Origin of the sequence: Gordonia sp. JH63, from assembly GCF_009856645.1 — a bacterium.
Taxonomy (GTDB): Bacteria; Actinomycetota; Actinomycetes; order Mycobacteriales; family Mycobacteriaceae; genus Gordonia; species Gordonia hongkongensis.
This window is the reverse complement of record NZ_CP047235.1, coordinates 4,498,699-4,517,024: the sequence shown is the minus strand read 5'-3', so window position 1 is coordinate 4,517,024 and position 18,326 is coordinate 4,498,699. Positions and strand designations below refer to the sequence as shown.

Annotated in this window: 20 protein-coding genes and 1 pseudogene; 14 read left to right on the top strand and 7 right to left on the bottom strand. The window is 68.8% G+C overall.

Features of this window, described 5'->3' with window-relative positions:
- Positions 1-5 precede the first annotated feature (5 nt).
- The 4 genes and pseudogenes from GR168_RS20015 (at position 6) to GR168_RS24010 (ending at position 3,612) form a co-directional block, all read left to right on the top strand.
- The gene (locus GR168_RS20015) at positions 6-809 is read left to right on the top strand and encodes a fumarylacetoacetate hydrolase family protein (protein WP_238994949.1); all 804 of its coding nucleotides are present in this window, start codon (positions 6-8) and stop codon (positions 807-809) included.
- Positions 810-841: 32 nt separating this feature from the next.
- Positions 842-1,639: a fumarylacetoacetate hydrolase family protein gene (locus GR168_RS20010; RefSeq protein WP_159371526.1), complete on the top strand. Its 798-nt coding sequence runs from the start codon at positions 842-844 to the stop codon at positions 1,637-1,639.
- Between the two features lies 1 nt (position 1,640).
- Entirely contained in the window at positions 1,641-1,847 is a 207-nt protein-coding gene (locus tag GR168_RS20005) for a tautomerase family protein (protein WP_159371525.1), read from the top strand.
- Positions 1,848-2,370: 523 nt separating this feature from the next.
- Positions 2,371-3,612 (top strand): annotated as a pseudogene (locus tag GR168_RS24010) (DUF222 domain-containing protein).
- Positions 3,613-3,705: 93 nt separating this feature from the next.
- On the opposite strand, the gene GR168_RS19995 reads toward GR168_RS24010, so the two are convergent.
- Genes GR168_RS19995 through GR168_RS19975 form a run of 5 tightly spaced genes read right to left on the bottom strand, consistent with a single transcriptional unit; the run spans position 3,706 to position 8,364 of the window.
- Positions 3,706-4,119 (bottom strand): tautomerase family protein, encoded by a 414-nt coding sequence (locus GR168_RS19995; RefSeq protein ID WP_078113758.1) that lies wholly within the window; start codon positions 4,117-4,119, stop codon positions 3,706-3,708.
- Positions 4,120-4,162: 43 nt separating this feature from the next.
- Positions 4,163-4,915 (bottom strand): SDR family oxidoreductase, encoded by a 753-nt coding sequence (locus tag GR168_RS19990; RefSeq protein ID WP_078113759.1) that lies wholly within the window; start codon positions 4,913-4,915, stop codon positions 4,163-4,165.
- Positions 4,916-4,920: 5 nt separating this feature from the next.
- Positions 4,921-6,414: an aldehyde dehydrogenase gene (locus GR168_RS19985; protein ID WP_078113760.1), complete on the bottom strand. Its 1,494-nt coding sequence runs from the start codon at positions 6,412-6,414 to the stop codon at positions 4,921-4,923.
- Positions 6,415-6,418: 4 nt separating this feature from the next.
- Positions 6,419-7,474, bottom strand: a complete 1,056-nt coding sequence (gene dmpG, locus GR168_RS19980; RefSeq protein WP_159371524.1) for a 4-hydroxy-2-oxovalerate aldolase — start codon at positions 7,472-7,474, stop codon at positions 6,419-6,421.
- Complete coding sequence (locus GR168_RS19975) at positions 7,471-8,364, bottom strand: acetaldehyde dehydrogenase (acetylating) (protein ID WP_078113761.1); 894 nt, start codon at positions 8,362-8,364, stop codon at positions 7,471-7,473. The genes dmpG and GR168_RS19975 overlap by 4 nt, the downstream gene beginning before the upstream one ends.
- A gap of 246 nt (positions 8,365-8,610) precedes the next feature.
- Between GR168_RS19975 and GR168_RS19970 the strand changes: the two genes are divergently transcribed.
- The 7 genes from GR168_RS19970 (at position 8,611) to GR168_RS19940 (ending at position 14,080) form a co-directional block, all read left to right on the top strand.
- Positions 8,611-9,699: a VOC family protein gene (locus GR168_RS19970; RefSeq protein ID WP_078113762.1), complete on the top strand. Its 1,089-nt coding sequence runs from the start codon at positions 8,611-8,613 to the stop codon at positions 9,697-9,699.
- Between the two features lie 55 nt (positions 9,700-9,754).
- The gene (locus GR168_RS19965) at positions 9,755-10,870 is read left to right on the top strand and encodes an acyl-CoA dehydrogenase family protein (RefSeq protein ID WP_238994948.1); all 1,116 of its coding nucleotides are present in this window, start codon (positions 9,755-9,757) and stop codon (positions 10,868-10,870) included.
- 156 nt (positions 10,871-11,026) lie between these two features.
- The gene (msrB, locus tag GR168_RS19960) at positions 11,027-11,512 is read left to right on the top strand and encodes a peptide-methionine (R)-S-oxide reductase MsrB (protein ID WP_159371523.1); all 486 of its coding nucleotides are present in this window, start codon (positions 11,027-11,029) and stop codon (positions 11,510-11,512) included.
- Complete coding sequence (msrA, locus tag GR168_RS19955; protein WP_078113765.1) at positions 11,509-12,057, top strand: peptide-methionine (S)-S-oxide reductase MsrA; 549 nt, start codon at positions 11,509-11,511, stop codon at positions 12,055-12,057. The genes msrB and msrA overlap by 4 nt, the downstream gene beginning before the upstream one ends.
- 123 nt (positions 12,058-12,180) lie before the next feature.
- Complete coding sequence (locus tag GR168_RS19950; protein ID WP_078113766.1) at positions 12,181-12,564, top strand: hypothetical protein; 384 nt, start codon at positions 12,181-12,183, stop codon at positions 12,562-12,564.
- Positions 12,561-13,136, top strand: a complete 576-nt coding sequence (locus tag GR168_RS19945) for a zeta toxin family protein (protein ID WP_078113767.1) — start codon at positions 12,561-12,563, stop codon at positions 13,134-13,136. Before GR168_RS19950 ends, GR168_RS19945 begins: the two co-directional genes overlap by 4 nt.
- Positions 13,133-14,080: a PfkB family carbohydrate kinase gene (locus GR168_RS19940; protein WP_159371522.1), complete on the top strand. Its 948-nt coding sequence runs from the start codon at positions 13,133-13,135 to the stop codon at positions 14,078-14,080. The genes GR168_RS19945 and GR168_RS19940 overlap by 4 nt, the downstream gene beginning before the upstream one ends.
- A 24-nt stretch (positions 14,081-14,104) precedes the next feature.
- Here the strand turns inward: GR168_RS19940 and GR168_RS19935 are convergent, their stop codons facing one another.
- The gene (locus tag GR168_RS19935) at positions 14,105-14,737 is read right to left on the bottom strand and encodes a flavin reductase family protein (RefSeq protein ID WP_159371521.1); all 633 of its coding nucleotides are present in this window, start codon (positions 14,735-14,737) and stop codon (positions 14,105-14,107) included.
- 92 nt (positions 14,738-14,829) lie between these two features.
- On the opposite strand from GR168_RS19935, the gene GR168_RS19930 reads away from it, so the two are divergent.
- Entirely contained in the window at positions 14,830-15,561 is a 732-nt protein-coding gene (locus GR168_RS19930) for a tyrosine-protein phosphatase (RefSeq protein ID WP_159371520.1), read from the top strand.
- Positions 15,554-15,871: a DUF2470 domain-containing protein gene (locus tag GR168_RS19925; RefSeq protein WP_159371519.1), complete on the top strand. Its 318-nt coding sequence runs from the start codon at positions 15,554-15,556 to the stop codon at positions 15,869-15,871. Before GR168_RS19930 ends, GR168_RS19925 begins: the two co-directional genes overlap by 8 nt.
- 3 nt (positions 15,872-15,874) lie before the next feature.
- On the opposite strand, the gene GR168_RS19920 is transcribed toward GR168_RS19925, so the two are convergent.
- The gene (locus GR168_RS19920) at positions 15,875-16,882 is read right to left on the bottom strand and encodes a LacI family DNA-binding transcriptional regulator (protein WP_159371518.1); all 1,008 of its coding nucleotides are present in this window, start codon (positions 16,880-16,882) and stop codon (positions 15,875-15,877) included.
- Positions 16,883-17,013: 131 nt separating this feature from the next.
- On the opposite strand from GR168_RS19920, the gene GR168_RS19915 reads away from it, so the two are divergent.
- Positions 17,014-18,201, top strand: coding sequence for an acyl-CoA dehydrogenase family protein (locus GR168_RS19915; protein ID WP_068970826.1), 1,188 nt, complete (start codon positions 17,014-17,016; stop codon positions 18,199-18,201).
- Positions 18,202-18,326 lie beyond the last annotated feature (125 nt).

Below are 18,326 nucleotides of genomic sequence, written 5' to 3'. Positions count from 1 at the left end.
CGCTCATGACCGACCATGCCGACGACGCCGACCTCGTCCGCACCGCCGCCGAGGCACTCCTCGACGCCTACCGCCACCACACCACGATCGAACCCCTGGCCTCGCGGTTCGCAGGCCACCCACTGTCGACCGCGTACGAGATCGCGCTCGCGCAGGTTCAGGACTGGGAGAAGAACGGCGATGCGGTGAAGGGCCACAAGGTCGGACTGGCCTCCCGCGCCATCCAACGGCAGATGGGCGTCGACCAGCCGGACTTCGGGCACCTCACCGCGAGCATGTTCCATCTCGAGCACGCCCCGATCCCGGCGGGCACCTTCATCCAGCCGCGCATCGAGCCAGAGGTCGCCTTCGTCCTCGCCAAACCGCTTCGCGGGCCGGGGGTCACGGTCGCAGAGGCCGCCGCGGCCGTCGACTTCGTGCTCCCCGCACTGGAGATCGTGGACTCGCGCATCCGCGACTGGCAGATCGGCATCTTCGACACCATCGCCGACAATGCGTCGTCGGGCGGGGTGATCCTGGGCGGACGGCCGGTGCCTCTCGTCGACGTCGACCTGCGGATGGCCGGTTGCAACCTGCATATGAACGGCGAACTCGTCGACACCGGCGCCGGTGGTGCGGTGCTGGGATCCCCGATCAACGCGCTGGTGTGGCTGGCGAACACGGTCGGGCCGCTGGGTGTCACCCTCGAACCAGGCCACGTGGTCCTGCCCGGTTCGATGACCGCGGCCGTGCCGGTCGCACCGGGGGACACCGTGGTCGCCACCATCGCCGGACTTGGCAGCGTCACCGCGGTGCTGGCCGGCGCGTGAGTGCTCGTGTCCTCGGACCATCAGGAGAAGACGTGACAGACAACGCAATCGGCGATTGGAGTGCGGCCCGCGTCGCCGGCACGCTGCTCGCCGCCGAACGCTCGCGGACGGCGCGGACCTCGATCCACCACGAGTGGCCGGGCCTGACCCTCGACGTAGCCTATGCGGCTCAGGACATCGCGCTCGCCGATCGGCGCTCGCGCGGAGAGACCGTGACCGGGATCAAGCTGGGCCTGACATCGCGGGCCAAGCAGAAACAGATGGGCGTCGACGAACCGTCGGTCGCCTGGCTCACCGACGCGATGATGCTGCCCGCCGGTCTGCCGGTTCCGCGTGAGCGACTCATCCATCCGCGCGCCGAGCCGGAGATCGCCTTTGTGCTCGGGCGGCCCCTCACCGGTCCCGGTGTCACCGCGGCCACAGCACTCGCCGCGGTCGACTATGCGATGGCCGCCATCGAGATCATCGACAGCCGGTACTCCGGATTCAAGTTCACCCTCGAGGATGCGGTCGCCGACAACAACTCTTCCGGCGTCTACGTGACCGGCCCGGTCATCCGCGACATCGCGGACGTCGACTTCGGGCTCGAGGCGTGCCTGTTGGAAGTCGACGGTGACATCGTCGCCACCGCGACGGGTTCAGCGGTGCTCGGTCATCCTGCCGAGGCATTGGCGTTCGCCGCCAACACCTTCGGCGCGCGGGGCGTCACCCTGGAAGCGGGCTGGGTCGTCCTCACCGGGGGGATGACCGATGCCGTCGCGGTGGAACCGGGCAGCCGGGTCGCAGCGCACTTCACCACGCTGGGCTCCATCACGATCGCCGGAGGTTGAGATGCCGTTCATCGATGTGACCATCGCCCAGGGGCGTTCACCCGACGAGGTGCGCGCGCTGATGCGCGAACTGACGGCGGCCGCCCACCGTGCGATCGGTGCGCCGATCGCGAACATCCGAGTGTGCGTCCGCGAGGTCCCGACCACCCACTGGTCGGCGGGTGACATCACCGTCGCCGAACGCCAGGCGGCGATCACGGAATCGTGAGGCGCGGGAGACCATCTTGCGCCCACACCCCCGCTCCCTGATCCGAAAAGACCGCTACACCTGCGGTCCGGCCGGCGACCGGCAGACTTCAACTCGACCGATGGACTTCGATCGAAGTCTAGGAGTCGAGTTGAAGTCTGTTGGTGACGCGGCGCGTAGCCGCGAGGGCAGGGGCGCGTCCCGCTCCGCTCCCTGAGGAGCGGCCGGAGCTTGCGGAGGGCGCGTCAGCCCTGCTCCCTGAGGAGCGCCCGGAGCTTGCGGAGGGCGCGTCACGAAGGGTCTGGCGACCTGGATGCGTTGCAGCGACTGGCCAGGTTGGCGGAAGTGCTTCGTTCCAGCTCCACGACGTTCATTGGTGATTGTAGACGCTGACCCGTGTGGCTGGTGGGGTTCTTGTTCACCACAGTCCACCACGGTTCACCGCTGGGGTGTGAGTGACATCCATTGCCCGACAAGTATCTTCATCGAAGATTGCTTGTGGATGAACCTCGTCGTCGAACGTGTCGGCGAGTACCTTGGTGTCATGCCCTCGATCACCGAGCTCCGCGACACTCTCATCGCCTTGCAGTCACCGCCCGACGACGGCAGTGGCCGCGCGGTGTTCGACCGACTCGACGAACTGCGTGTGCTGCGCAACGTCCTGGAACATCAGATCGCCGTCCATATCGCACTGTTCGACGCGTCGGGCGCGGCTGCGCGGGCGGGTTCGACGACGCGAGCCACGCTGGTCGAGATGGGGATGCCGCCTTCGGTCGCGTACGGGTGTGCGGGTCGCCGGCGGCCTGGCGTCGTTGCCGAAGCTCGCCGACTGCGCGGCCGAGGGGTACCTGTCTGCCGAGTGTGTCGATGGGGTGGTGCGCGGAATCTGTGTGGCCGAGAAAGGTTCTGCCGCTGCGCTGTCGAATGAGGATCGGCAGGTGTTCGAGACCGAACTGCTCACCCAGGCATTTTCCGGGGCCACCCCGGCCGAGATCGACTCTCACGCCCGCGATCTCGCTGCCCGCCTCGCGGATGCCGACTCCGACACGGTTGCGGCGGCTGATGACGCGTCGTTGAACACCGTGCACACGCGGGTGACCGAGCAGGGCAGAGTCGCGTTCGCCGCGGATGTGACCGCGGTGATCGGGGAGAAGTTCCTGTCGATGATCGACGAACGGTCGTGCCCGCGGCCGGAATCCGACGGTGCCCAGGATCGGCGTGACGCCGGGCAACGCCGTGCTGATGGCCTGGAGTTGCTGCTGGATCAGGCGGCGGTCGGTGCGGCGATGACCACCGCTGGCGCGCCCCGCACCCAGGTGCTGGTGACCATCCCGGCCGACAACACCGATCCGGCGCGGTTGCCGTGGGTCGGTGCGGTCACGGCGTCGACGGCACGACGACTGTCCTGCGACGGTGGGGTGGCCGAGATCGTGCTCGACACGAGGGCGTGCCGTTGCGGATGGGCACCACGAATCGGCTGTTCCCACACCACTCACGTCGAGCGATCATCGTTCGCGATATGTGCTGTGTGAAATGCGTTGCCCCCGCCGCGCATAAGCAGGCCCACCATCTCGTCCATTGGGCTGATGGTGGTCCGACTGATCTGGACAACGGGTGCTTGCTGTGTCAGCGCTGCCATACCCAGGTCCATCACCATGGCTGGGAGGTGGTGATGGGTCCTGATCGGCATCCGTGGCTGATCCCGCCGGCCGACATCGACCCCCGACGGTTACCCCGGCCTGCCTACAACCGCCGCACCATGCGACTCGACGACGCCCTCGTGTAGTCGCCAACCCTAGAACCACCGCGCCCAGACTCTCCGGCGTCGACTCCGGCGCCACACGACCTTTGACAACTCCACAGTGTAGATGTGTCGGGCTCAGCGAGCCGCGCGGAGTGCGATCTCCGACGCCCGGACATCACTCGCCGGCACGCCGGCGATGCCCCAATTCTCCGGCGCCACCTCGACAATCTGTCCACGGACGCCCGAGCGTTCAACGTCCAGGTGCTCGACGACGAGGTCGGTGAACGCGGCCAGAAGTTCCGAACGTTGCTGCGGCGGACGGCCTGCGAGCACGATGGCGGTGAAATAGGGGGCTGTCGACCCGCCGTCGGCGACGAGCTGTCCGCCGACGGCGAGGTCGGTCGGGTCGTACTGCACGACGAAGGCGCGTACCCGCTCGATCGGTGAGTCGAGGATGCGGGAGTAGGCCGCACTCGCGGCGGTCAGCAGAGCGGCGCGCTGCTCGGTGGACGCGCTGCCGACGGGGATGTGGAAGTGTGCAACCGGCATGTTGGCTCCGTTCGGGAAGTGCCTGCGTCCGTTTCGGACCGGGCTACTGGATGCCGTGGCGAGTTCCGCCGTCGGCGTTGAGGACGCTGCCGTGCAGCACGGCGGCCTGGGGCTCGAGCAACATCTCGACGAGCCAGGCGATCTCGTCCAGTGTGGGCAGGCGACCCAGCGTGGTCTTGGCCGTGTACCTGTCCCAGATCTCCTGCGGCGCGGCACCGGTCTCACGCGATTCGGTGTCGACGAAGGCGCGGAGCCGAGGGGTGTCGATGGGCCCGGGCGCGATGGTGTGCACGGTGACACCCCGGGGTCCATAGAGTGCCGAGATCTGTCGCATCAGATTGAACAACGCGGCATTGGCGGTACCCGGTCCCGCGTCGAGGGGCCCCGGTTCGAGTCCGAGTGAACCCGCGACCGCGACGAACCGCGAGCCGTCGGCGAGATGGTCGCGGACTGCTCGCAGCAACCGGACGGTGCCGGCCACCTTGATGTTGGCCGCGGTGGCCAGCAGCGATGGCTCGATCGCGTCCGCGGAGCCGCGCACCGGGAGACCGGCCGCGAACACCGCGAGTCGTACGGGCCCGTCGAGGCAGGATCGGATCGCGTCCACGGACCAGTCCTCGGCGATGTCGGCCGCGCACGGGATGATCAGCTCGTCTGTTGCCGCGAGCTGTTCGAGTTCCTCGGCACGGCGCCCCACCGCGAGAACCCGCATCCCGCGTGCCACCAGGCGTCGTGTGAACACGGTCCCCATCGCGCCGGTCGCGCCGACGACCACACATGTCTCGGTTGTGGACACGGGTCCTACTTCCGGATGCGCAGGGTCACCGCACGGGGTTCGGTGAAGAACTCGCGTGAGTACTGGCCACCCTCACGGCCCAGGCCGCTGATGCCCTCACCGCCGAAGGGCAGCCGGAGATCGCGTTCGAAGAAGGTGTTGATCCAGACCGTGCCGGCCTTCCAGCGCGCGGCCATCCGATGCGCCCGGTCGAGATTCTGCGTGAAGAGGATACCCGCCAAGCCGTAAGGGGAGTCGTTGGTGATGCGCAGGGCCTCCTCTTCGGTGTCGAAACCCAGAACCGTCTCGACAGGACCGAAGATCTCCTCTCGCGCCGTGCGGGAGTCGTTGGTCAGACCGGTGATGACGGTCGGCGGATAGTAGAAGCCGCCTGCCCGATCCGGATCGGTGAGGCGTTCGCCGCCGGTGATGATCTTGCCGCCTTCGTCCTGCGCGAGTTCGACGTAGCTGTGCACCTTGTCGAGGTGTCGCTGCTCGATGAGCGGGCCCATGAACGTCGTCGGGTCCTTGGGGTCGCCGACCACGAGCTTCTGTGCTTCCTCGGCGAAGCGGTCGACGAATTCCTCCCGGATCGAGTTCTGCACCAGCAGTCGCGAACCCGACAGGCAGACCTGTCCGTTGCCGCCGAAGATGGCCCGCAGCGACATGGGTACGGCGACGTCGAGATCGGCGTCGGCGAACACGATGTTGGCCGACTTGCCACCCATCTCGGCCGAGACAGGCGTGTGGTTCGCGGCGGCCGCCTGCAGGATCTTCACGCCCGTGGCACTCGATCCGGTGAAGGTGATGCGGTCGACGCGCGGATCGGAGGTCAGCGGTCCGGCGACGGCCTCACCACCGAAGCCGTGGACGACGTTGAGCACCCCGGGCGGCAGACCCGCCGCGAGCGCGATCTGCGCGAAACGGTTGGCGGTCAACGGTGTCTGCGGTGCCGGTTTGAGGACCACGGTGTTGCCGAAGGCAAGTGCGGGCGCGATCTTCCATGTCGCCAGCATCAGCGGCGCGTTCCACGGACTGATCGCGGACACGACCCCGGCGGGCGGGTAGAGGACGTAGGAGAGCAGATCGCCGTCCGGGTAGGCCTCGTTCGCGGCCATCGAGACGTAATCGGCGAAGAAGCGCAGGTTGTGGGCCACCCGCGGGATCTCGGCGTGCAGCGACTGCGTGATCGTCTTGCCGCCGTCACGGGTTTCGAGCTGTGCCAGCTCCTCTCGGTGCTCGTCGACGGCGTCGGCGACCGCATGCAGGATCGCCGCGCGTTCCTTGGGTGACATCTGCGGCCACGGCCCGTCGTCGAAAGCGGTGCGGGCAGAGTCGATCGCCGCGACGCCGTCGTCGACGGTGCCGCGCGCCACCCGGGCGAGCAGCGCGCCGTCGTGCGGGTCGCGCGACTCGAACGTCGCGCCGTCCGAGGCCGTCCGCCACTCGTTCCCGATGAGGTGGCGAACCTCGGCAGTACCGCTCTGATCGGTGTTTTTCAGATGGCTGGAAAGAGTCATTTCCTCACACCTCCGCCGCGACCGGCGTCTCGTGGGTGCGGCCCGCCAATTCGGAGGCCACATCGATGATCATGTCTTCCTGGCCGCCGATGACGCCGCGACGGCCGAGTTCGAGCAGGATGTCCCGGGCGGGGACGCCGAACTTCTTCGCGGCGCGCTTGGTGGGGTGGAAGAACGTGGAATACACACCCGCGTAGCCGAGCACGAGCGCGGTCTCGTCGACGATCTGCGGCTCGGTCATCAGTGGGGCCACGACGTTCTCGGCGGTGTCGATGAGCGGGAACAGCTCGACGCCGGTGTCCCAGCCCGCGCGTTCGAATGCGGCGGCGAGGACTTCGGTCTGGGCATTGCCGGCACTGGCGCCGAGCCCCCGTAGCGAGCCGTCGATGTAGGTGGCACCGTTCTCGGCGGCGGTGAGCGCGTTGGCGATCCCGACACCGAGGTTGTTGTGGGCATGGAAACCGATGTCCGCGGAGATCGCCTCGCGCAGTGCCGCGACCCGCTCGCCGGCCTGCCGCGGGACGAGCGCACCTGCGGAGTCGACGACGTACACGACGTCGGCGCCGTAGGAGTCGAGCTTGGCCGCCTGCTCGGCGAGTGCGTCGGGTTCGAGTTTGTGGCTCATCATGAGAAAGGTCATCACGGTGAGACCGTTCTCCTTCGCCCATTCGACAGGCTGCTGCCCGCAATCGGCTTCGGTGCAGTGGACGGCGACGCGGACGGTCGAGATGCCGGCGTCCACCGCCGCCTGCAGTTCGTTCAGCGTCGCGATGCCCGGTACGTAGAGGGCCGCGATGTCGGCGTTGTCGACCGCGTCGACGGCGGCGCGCACGTACTCGGGGTCGGTGGCCGCGGCGAAGCCGTACTGGACCGACGACGCACCGAGACCGATGCCGTGTGCCACTTCGATTGTCGGGACGCCGGCCCGGTCGAGGCCGGCCGCGATGGCGGCGACGTCGCGTGTGGTGAACCGGTGCGAGACACTCGACATCCCGTCACGCAGCGTCGTGTCGACGAGGGTGACCGATCGTGGCCCGCGGGCCGGGGACTGGCTGGTCATCGCAGTGCTCCTGTCTGAAGTGTCGCTGTCGCGGCCCTCTCCTGCGCCATCACCTCGGCGACCTGCACGGCGGCCGCGGTGATGATGTCGAGATTGCCTGCGTACGTGGGTAAGAAGTCGCCGGCGCCGACGACCTCGAGCATCACGGTCACCAGATCGCCATCGGTGTCGACGAGCTTGAGGGTGTAACCGGGGACGTAGCGCTGGACCTCGGCGACCATGTCGACCACGGCGCGTTCGATGGCCACGGGATCAGGGTTGCGCACTTTCGCATACACCGTGTCGCGCATGTTCATCGGCGGTTCGGCCGGGTTGATCACCGAGATCGCCTTGGCCCGGTCCGCTCCCGCGACCTGCGCCAGGGCGCGCCCCGTCTTCTCGCTGAACTCGCTCAGATTCTGCCGCGTTCCCGGACCCGCACTCGCCGACGCGATGGCCGCGACGATCTCTCCGTAGGCGGCGTCGGCGGCCTGGTTGATCGCGTGGAGGATCGGGATGGTGGCTTGCCCGGCGCAGCTCACCATGTTCACGTTGGGCGCGTTCACGTGTTCGCGGAGGTTGACCGCGGGGACGACGTAAGGGCCGACCGAGGCGGGCGTCAGATCGATCGCGGTGATCCCCGCGTCGGCGTAGCGGGGCGCGACGGCGGCGTGGACCTTGGCGGAGGTGGCCTCGAAGACGAGGTCGGGGGGCGAGGACTGCCGTAGCAACCAGTCCACGCCCTCGGCCGACGCCTCGAGTCCTTCCTCGCGCGCCCGGCGCAAACCCTCACTGGCGGAATCGATCCCGACCATGTGGACCGGTTCTACGTACTCGGACCGCAGCAGTTTGTACATCAGGTCCGTCCCGATGTTGCCCGATCCCACAATGGCGGCGGTCAACCGGCTCATCGCATGTCTCCTCTGCTCGTGCGCACGTTCGGTCTCGGTCGCCGTCGGCGTGCTCGACACCGAACCTAAGGAGCGGTTGCCGTCTCCGGGGCCAAGGCACGGGCAGTCCGAACGCGGAGCGCATCGGCGGCACCGTTGTTCGGATATCCCGAATGGCGGTGACGGCAGTCACAACTCGTCGCCATGCTGAGGCCCATCAGCCAGCAGCCACCGAGATCCGGTGTCGCACGATCCACAGGAGAACCGATGACCGAGAACGCCGCACGCTTCGATGTCGCGCACCTCGCGCGAGCCGAACTGTTGAGCCCCAAGCCCCAGGAGACCCTCGACTTCTTCACCAGGTTCCTGGGCATGTATGTCACCCAGCGCGAAGGCCAGTCCGTCTACCTCCGGGCCTACGAGGACCCCTACCCGTGGAGTCTGAAGATCACCGAGTCCGCCGAACCCGGGATGGGCCATGCCGGCATGCGGACCAGCTCCCCCGAGGCGCTCGAACGCCGTGCCGCCTCGCTGCAGGGCGCGAACATCGAGACCTCGTGGCACGAGGACGAGTTCGGCTACGGCAAGACGCTCGCGTACAAGACCGCCGACGGTCACGACTTCGCGCTGGTGTGGGAAGCCGAGACCTACGTCGCGCCACCGGAACTGCAGAGCAAGATCCTCACCCGGCCGTCGAAGAAGCCGTTGCAGGGGATTCCGGTCAAGCGCATCGACCACCTCAACCTGATGGCCTCGGACGTCACCGCGCTCAAGACCGAGTTCGAACGCCACCTCGGGTTCCGAACCACCGAGCGCGTCGTCGACGGTGACGTCGAGATCGGCGCCTGGATGAGCTCGAACATCCTCGGCCACGAGGTCGCCTGCATGCGCGACATGACCGGCGGGCGCGGCAAACTGCATCACCTCGCCTTCTACTACGGCACGGGTCAGCACAACATCGACGCCGTGGAGATGTTCCGCGAGTACGACATCCGCATCGAAGCCGGTCCGGACCGGCACGGGATCACCCAGGGGCAGTTCCTCTACGTGTTCGAACCGGGTGGCAACCGCATCGAGTTGTTCGGCGAGTCCGGATATCTGCATCTCGATCCGTCGGCCGAGACGAAGACCTGGCAGATGTCCGACATCGACACCGGTCTGGCCGTCGGCGGCGCGAAGCTGCCGTGGGAGACCTACTTCACCTACGGCACCCCCAATCCGCTTCCGCTCGACGAGCACATCACGGCGTTCGCCGACTTCGGGCCGGGTGCACCCGCGCCGGAGGTCGAGGCGGTCGTCGAACTGGTGCCCGACGAGATCGAGAGGTCGCGTGCCGTGGCCGACGCACCGGTCTGATCGGGAGATTCCCTGACTGTCATCGACATCGCCGCGGTGTCGTCGTCCGACGAACGTGCCCGACCAGCCACCGCGGATCGCCGACGCCCTGTACCACGACCTCGTGTCGCCCGGCGAGGTCGCGGTGGTCCGCCGCCGGGTTCGGGAAGTCGCGCTCCGCGACGTCGCCCCGGTGGCCGATCGGATCGCGCGGGGCGACGAACGGCTCGACGGCTTCCCGCGCGACGTGTTCGATCGGCTGGCCGCGGCGGGGATCTACCGCATCCCTTTCGCGGCCGACGTCGGCGGCGACGGACTGGCCCACCCGGCGACCGCGACGGCCACCGCCGTCGAAGAACTGGCGTACTTCTCCAACAGCGTCGCCGCGATCTTCGACGTCCATTGCATCCTCGCGGGCAACGCCGTCAACCGGGGCACGCCGGAGCAGCGCCGCCGGTGGCTGGCACCGGTCGTCGCCGGCGAGATCGTGGGCGCGTTCGCCACCAGCGAGCCGGCCGCGTCGAGTGATCTCTCACCCGAGGCGGTCCGGCCCGTGGCGCACCGCCGCGGCGACGGCTGGGTGCTGAACGGACGCAAGCGCTGGATCACCAACTCCGTTGTCGCCGCGTTCGTCGTGGTGCTCGCGCGCACCGGTGACCGGCTCTCGACGTTCATCGTCCCGACCGACACCCCGGGCGTCCGGGTGGGCACGCCCGACCGCAAACTCGGGAACAAGTGGCAGATCACCGCGGACGTGCACCTCGACGACGTGGAGCTGGGACCGGAGGCCCTGCTCGGGACCGAGGGCGGCGGGCTGAAGGTCGCCCTGCAGACGCTGACATACGGGCGCATCGGGATCGCGGCTGCGGGCGTCGGGATGGCGCAGGCCGCCTTCGACCGCACGGCGGCACACCTGAGCACACGGGTGGCGTTCGGCGCACCGCTCGCGGTCCGGCAGCACTGGCAGTTCCTCATGGCCGACCGCGCGACCGAGATCGCGGTCCAGATGGCGCGCGACGCGGTACAGGCGTTCGGCGGATTCGGATTCACCCAGGAACTCGGCGACGACTCGTCGGGTCCGGTCGAGGCGTTGTACCGGGACAGCAAGATCGGGGAGATCTACGAGGGCGCCAGCGAGGTGCAGCGTTGGGTACTCGCACGGCAGATTTTCGGTCGCGACATCGTGGGCTGATCTGCGCGCTGACGACCCTTCGGGCCGTCGCCCACCCCCGGTGGGCGGCGGCCCTTGGCGTGTCGGGACCAAATCGGGGCATCGTGGTGTTGTGCACGGTGACGCCTTCCGAGCGCCGTCGATCGACGGAGCGGGGGAGCGTCAGCAGGAGGAAACGTGACCAACACCTACCGCAAGACCCCCGAGGCGTTGAACCGCCTCACCGACATCCAGTACCGCGTCACCCAGGGTGACGGAACCGAGCGTGCCTTCGACAACGAGTACTGGGACAACCACGAACCCGGTCTCTACGTCGACGTCGTGTCCGGGCAGCCGTTGTTCTCGTCGACCGACAAGTACGACAGCGGCACCGGCTGGCCGAGCTTCACCCGGCCCGTCGAGCCCGACGCGGTGGCCACCAAGTCCGACCGGACGCTGTGGATGCGACGCACCGAGGTGCGGTCGTCCGGCGCCGACAGTCACCTCGGGCACCTCTTCGACGACGGTCCGCGCGACGCGGGCGGGCAGCGCTACTGCATGAACTCGGCGTCGCTGCGGTTCATCCCGGCAGGCGAGCTCGAGGCGGAGGGGTACGGCGAGTACGCACACCTGTTCAGCGGCACCGATGCCGCCGATTCCGACACCCAGGAGGAGAACGCATGACGACCGACCCCGGCCAGATCACCGTCCGTCCCGGCACCGAGACCGCGGTCCTCGCGGGCGGATGCTTCTGGGGGATGGAAGACCTGATCCGCAAGCAGCCCGGTGTCCTGGACACCCGGGTCGGCTACACCGGCGGACAGAACGACCACGCCACCTATCGCAACCACCCCGGTCACGCGGAGGCCGTCGAGATCGTGTTCGACCCGACCCAGACGTCGTATCGCGACATCCTGGCGTTCTTCTTCCAGATCCACGACCCGACCACGCGCAACCGGCAGGGGAACGACGTCGGCACGAGCTACCGCTCGGCGATCTTCCCGGTGACACCGGAACAGGAGAAGGTCGCCCGCGACACCATCGCCGACGTCGATGCGTCGGGGCTGTGGCCCGGCAAGGCGGTCACGACGATCGAGGAGCTGGGTCCGTTCTGGCAGGCCGAGCCCGAACATCAGGACTACCTGCTCAATTTCCCGAACGGGTACACCTGCCACTTCCCGCGCCCGGGATGGGTGCTGCCGAAGCGGGACGCGGCGTCCACGCGGTGACGCGCGAGGCCGGCAGACAGTGCCGACGCCCGTCGACGGTCATGCGACAACGACCGTCGACGGGTTCGTCGGCGTATGCTGGGGCGATGTAGCACTCTGCTACACACGCGCGGGAGGTGTGCGATGAGCACCGGTACGGACAAGGTGACCCGGCTGTCTGCCGCATTGGTGACCGATGCGGCCCGGGAGGGCGCGCGAGAGCAGCGGTCGGCGCGGCAGCAACTCGAACACTGGGCGCGTCTCGGGCGCAGCGTCTCGCAGCGCACCACCGCGTCGCGTCAGCGGGTCGAGGCCGCGCTGGCGGGCGATCTGTCGGGAGAGGTGCTGACCGCAGAGGAAGCCGTCGTCTACGACGCCGAGGTCGACGCCCATCTCGAAGCGCGGCTCGCGACCGACGACCACGTGGTTCGTCGTGCCTCGGCAGGGTTGTCCTCGGTGGTCGTCGATGACGCCGGACGGCTCGTCGAACACCGCCCCGACGGGACGAGCGTCATCCTCGAGCAGTGACTCCGCGGCTCGATCTGGTCGTCGGATGCAACGGCGCGGGTAAGTCGACGCTGGTCGAGCGTCATCTGCAGCCCCTGCTGCATGTGCCCTTCGTCAACGCCGACCTGATCGCCCGGCAGCGGTGGCCCGACTCCGCGGAAGCCCATTCCTACGACGCCGCCCGGTTGGCGGCGGCGACCCGCGACACTCTCATCGAGCGCGGCACCTCGTTCATCGCCGAGACGGTCTTCTCGCACCCCTCGAAACTGGAGCTCATCGAACGTGCGCATACCGCCGGATACCGAGTCGCGCTGCACGTCGTGATGATCCCCGAGGCTCTCGCGGTCCATCGCGTCCGATTGCGCGTGGACAGTGGCGGGCACGCGGTCCCCGAGGTCAAGATCCGCGAGCGGTTCCGACGCCTGTGGCCGCTCGTCCGGACGGCCATCGCGCGGAGTGACCTGGCAACCGTGTACGCCAACGAGCAACCGACCACGCGCATCGTCGCGCGGTACGTCGACGGTCTGGTCGCCGGCGTACCCGACTGGCCGGACTGGACGCCGGGTGCGCTGACGGATACGAAGGCACGATGACTTCCCTCGATCGAGCCGGCCGGCTTCTCGTCGTCGGCGCTGTCAACGTCGATCTCGTGGTGGCGACCGACCGTCTGCCGGGGCCCGGTGAGACGGTCGTCGGTCCGTCCGTGACACGTCACGGCGGCGGCAAGGGTGCGAACGCCGCCGTCGCCGCGGCGCGTGCGGGTGCCGGGGTGCGATATTGCGGCGCTGTGGGTTCCGACGACATGGGCGCGAGCGCACTCGCCGAACTGCGGGACTCCGGTGTCGACGTGACGGACGTGGACGTGCTCGACGGCGTCGCCACCGGGATGGCGCTGATCGTCGTCGATCCGCACGGGGAGAACCAGATCGCCGTCGGGGCAGGCGCGAATGCCGTCCTCGGCACCGACGAGGTCCGTGCCGCGGTCGACCGTGCGGCGGGCTGGGCCGGCTGTGTCCTCGTCAGCACCGAGATCCCGGCCGACGCCGTCGCCGCGGCGGTCACGACGGCCGCCGCCCGGGGTATCCGCTGCGTCGTCAACCCCGCCCCGGTGTTGCCGTCGACCGTCGACCTGATGGCGTCGGCGCCGGTACTGACGCCCAACTCCTCTGAACTGCGGGACCTGTACGGACTCGTCTCCGAGGGTGTGGCCGCGCCGGAGATATCGGCGGCCGAACAGGCGACGGCGGTCGCATCCCGAACGGGCGCACCGGTTCTCGTGACCCTCGGTGCCGATGGCGTACTGATCGCCGACCCCGCGTCCGAGGTGATCTCGCTCCCCGCCGGACGGGTCGCGCGGGTCGTCGACACGACCGGTGCGGGTGACACCTTCAACGGCGTGTTCGCGGCCGCGCTCGCCGCCGGGTCGACGGTAGTCGAGGCGGCGAGACGTGGTGTCGCGGCGGCGTCGCTGTCCGTCGCCGCGGTCGGCGCCCGGACCGGGATGCCGAGCGACGACGAGATCCGCCGCGCGATGTGAGCGGAACCGGCCGGGAGGGAGCCGCTAGCGGGTGGCCGGTTTCGGCCGTTTCATGAACCGGTGGTGGTCGTCGCTGGGCAGGAAGTAGTCGCCCTGCCCGCCCGCACGCAGCAGTGGTCGGGCGCCGGCCGTGTCGTAGGTCTGGTCGTCGCGCAACAGATGGGTGGCGATGTGGATCTTGACCACCTCGCCCAGCACCATCCAGGTGTCGACGAGGTCGCCTGCGGCCGTACGTAATTGGAACGACTGGGTGGTTCGGCACTCGAAACTCACCGGACTCTCGCCGACCCGTGGCGGGGCCACGAGATCAGAGGCGAGGCGCGTCAGGCCGGCGACGTCGAACTCGTCCTCGCCGGCGGGCACCGCAGCCGAGGTGGCGTTCATCTGCTCGCCGAGATCGTCGGTGGCGAGGTTCCACACGAATTCGCCGGATTCGATCGCGTTCGCCGCGGTGTCCTTGTATCCGACGCTGGCGAAACCGACGATCGGCGGCGTGTAGTTGAAGAGGTTGAAGAAGCTGTAGGGAGCCAGGTTGCCGACGCCGTCGTCGGACACCGTCGAGATCCAGCCGATCGGCCGCGGCGCGACGATGGCATTCACCGGGTCGTGAGAGAGCCGGTTGCCCTGCGACGGCTCGTAGGAGTGGTAGGTCGTCACCATCGCCACGGTACGTCAGCCGTCACCCGTTCCATCGCCTGCGTAAGGTGAGGTGCGACCGACCACCGCGCACATTGACGATCGGGACCGCCGTGACCCTCTCCTCCGCCTCTGACCTGCGGACCTTCGCCAACATCCGGGACCTGGGCGGTATGCGGGTCGCCGGCGGCGGCGTCACCGCCGCCAACGTGCTGATCCGCAGCGATGCCCCGTATCCCGACGACGAGGACCCCGTCGGCCTGCCCTGGCCGCCGGCGACCGTCGTCGATCTGCGCGACCCCACCGAGCTGGGCCGGATGGCCGTCACCTGGCCGCCGAACGTTCGCGTCGTGCACCGTCCGGTGTCCTCGGGTGCCCGCGTCGACCGCCTCGCCGACACCGCGCTCGTCGAGATCTACACCGCGATGATGCGCACGGGCGGGCATCGACTCACCGCCGCGCTGAACGAGTTCGACTCCGAGGGCGCGACGCTCGTGCACTGCGCTGCCGGCAAGGACCGGACCGGGGTGATCATCGCGATCGCCCTGCTGTTGGCGGGCGTCGACGAGGAAGCGGTCGTCACCGACTATCACCGGACCGAGGACGGCATCGCCGGGGTGTTCGCGCGTCTGCGGTCCCGCAAGCGGATCCCGGCGGGCACCACGCTGGACGCCCCGATCCTGCGCACCCCGCGCGAGGCCATCGAACTCGTCGTCGGGGACGTGACCGGTGCGCGCGGCGGTGCGTGGGGATGGTTCGAGGAGCACGGCGGCGACGTCGACCACTTCCGGGGTTGGGTCTCGGGGTTCGTGCGTCCCGAGGCCGAGGAGGCCGGGCGTGACTGACGAGAACACTTCGGAATCAGCCCAATTCAGCCCGGATGTCGTGGCAGCCGTGCTCGCGCACATGAACGACGATCATGCCGACGACTCGCTGCTGATCTGCCGTGCGCTGGGCGGGCGGCCCGATGCGGTCGCGACGCGGATGACCGGATTCGACCACGAGGCAGCGACGTTCGACGCCACGGTTCCCGAGGGGGTCGTCGGGGTGCGGCTCGCCTGGGATCGCCCGGTCCGCGATCGTGGCGACGTCCGCACCGCGGTCGTCGCGATGTTCCGTGCGGCGCAAAAACGTTCGGGTACCGCTGCGCCCTGAGCGTCATGTGCTCCCGCGAACCATCAGTTCGACCGGGAGGCGACGGGATTCGACGCCCCGCCCGGCGGCGAGGTCGAGGAGGCCGCGCACCGCGGTCTCGCCGATCTCCCGAGCGGGGGAGCGGACCGTCGTGAGCGGCACGGGGAGTTGGGCGGCCACCGGGATGTCGTTGTAGCCGATCAGGGCGAGGTCATCGGGGATGCGGAGTCCGAGGTCGCGGGCGACACCGAGGACTCCGATCGCGATGGTGTCCGACACCGCGAAGATCGCCCGGGGACGGTCCGGACGATCGAGCAGTGCACGCCCGGCCGCCGTCCCGCCGTGAACCTCGAAGTCGGAAGCGACGATGCGGTCGTCGGACAGCGTGATCCCGGCATCAGCCAGCTCGGCGCGGAACCCGCGGAGCCGGTCGGTGGCCGTCGTGGCGTGGCCGGGCCCGCCGATGACGGCGAGGTCGGTGTGACCGCGCTCCAGGAGATGCCGGGCGGCGATGCGTCCGCCGCGCACGTCGTCGCCGCCGACGAAGGGGAGTCCGGCCTCGGCGTGCCGGGTGAGGGTGAGCATCGGGAGGTCGCCGACCCGCAGGGACTCCACGAAGTCCCGGCCCGGCAGGTGTAATCCGCTCAGCAGCAGACCGTCGACCTGCCGGCCGACGAGGAGTTCGATGGCCCGTCGCTGAGCGGCCTCCTCGTCGGGCGGGGATGACAGCAGGACCGAGTACCCGGCCCGGGTGGCGGCCTGTTCGATGCCCTGGTAGGTCGTGGCCACGACGCCGTCGGTGAGGCGGGTCATCACGACCCCGATCGTGGTGGTTCGGCGGGTCCGCAGGCTGGCCGCCCACACATTGCGCTGGTAACCGAGTTGGTCGGCCACCTCCCGCACCCGCAGAGCCGACGCCGACCACCCGTCGGCGGGCTCGGACTGTCGCAGCACCCGGGAGGCGGTGGACACGTGTACGCCGGCACGCCGGGCGATCTCCTTCAGCGTGGGGGCGCGCTGACCACTGACCACGCTGATCCTCTCTCTTCCTGATTGACCCGATGGGCATCGAACACCTACCTTAGGCGATGCAAACGTTCGTGCAAACGTTCTCGTCGACGGCCCTCGGTCCGCGCGAGTCCCATTCTCGACGGAGGTCCGCCATGTCCCGCACCAGCACGTTGCCCCAGCTCTTCGCCCTGGACTCGTTGCTCGACGCCGACGAGATCGCGATCCGTGACAGCGTGCGGGACTTCGCGGCCTCGAAGTTGCGTCCGCACATCGCCGACTGGTTCGACGAAGCCCGGCTGCCGGCCCGCGACATCGCCCGCGAGCTGGGCGGACTCGGAGCGCTCGGCATGCACCTCGAGGGCTACGGCTGCCCCGGGATGAGCGCGATGTCCTACGGATTGACGTGCCTGGAACTCGAGGCCGTCGACTCCGGCATCCGCAGCCTGGTCTCGGTGCAGGGCTCGCTGGCGATGTTCTCCATCCACCACTGGGGTTCGGAGGAGCAGAAGAACGAGTGGCTGCCGCGGATGGCGGCGGGCGAGGCGATCGGCTGTTTCGGTCTGACCGAGCCCGACTTCGGGTCCAACCCGTCGGGGATGCGCACCCACGCCAAGCGGGACGGCGACGACTGGGTGCTCAACGGGACGAAGATGTGGATCACCAACGGTTCGATCGCCGACGTCGCGGTGGTGTGGGCGCAGACCGACCTCGCCGACAGTCCCGGCGGCATCCGCGGGTTCGTCGTCCCGACCGACACACCGGGGTTCTCGGCGCCGGAAATCACCAAGAAGATGTCGCTGCGCGCCTCGGTCACCTCCGAGCTCGTGTTCGACGACGTGCGCCTTCCCGCCTCGGCGATGCTGCCGAAGGCGGAGGGGCTGCGCGGACCGCTGACCGCTCTCGGCGAGGCCCGCTTCGGGATCATCTTCGGAGCGATGGGTGCCGCCCGCGACTGCCTCGAGGCGGCCATCGAGTACGCGCAGTCCCGCCAGGTGTTCGACAAGCCGCTGGCCGGCTACCAGATCACCCAGACCAAGATCGCCGACATGGCGCTCGAGGTGGGCAAGGGTCACCTGCTGGCCTACCACCTCGGCCGTCTGAAGGACCGCGGCGAACTCACGCCCGAGCAGGTCAGCACCGGCAAGCTGAACAGCACCCGCGAGGCGATCGCGATCGCCCGCGAATGCCGAACCATCCTGGGCGCGAACGGCATCACTCTGGAGTATCCGGTGATCCGGCACGCCAACAACCTGGAGTCGGTGCTCACCTACGAGGGGACCTCGGAGGTCCACCAGCTCACGATCGGGCGCGCACTCACCGGGTCGGCGGCGTTTCGCTGAGGCAGTCGGGCGCCTGGCGGTAACCACCGGCGCCCACGGAACGTGGCGCAGTGGGTTACGTTGGACGAGCACGCCGAACAATGCGCGTCCGTGGTCGTTCGCTCACGTCGGGCGTCGAAAGGGGT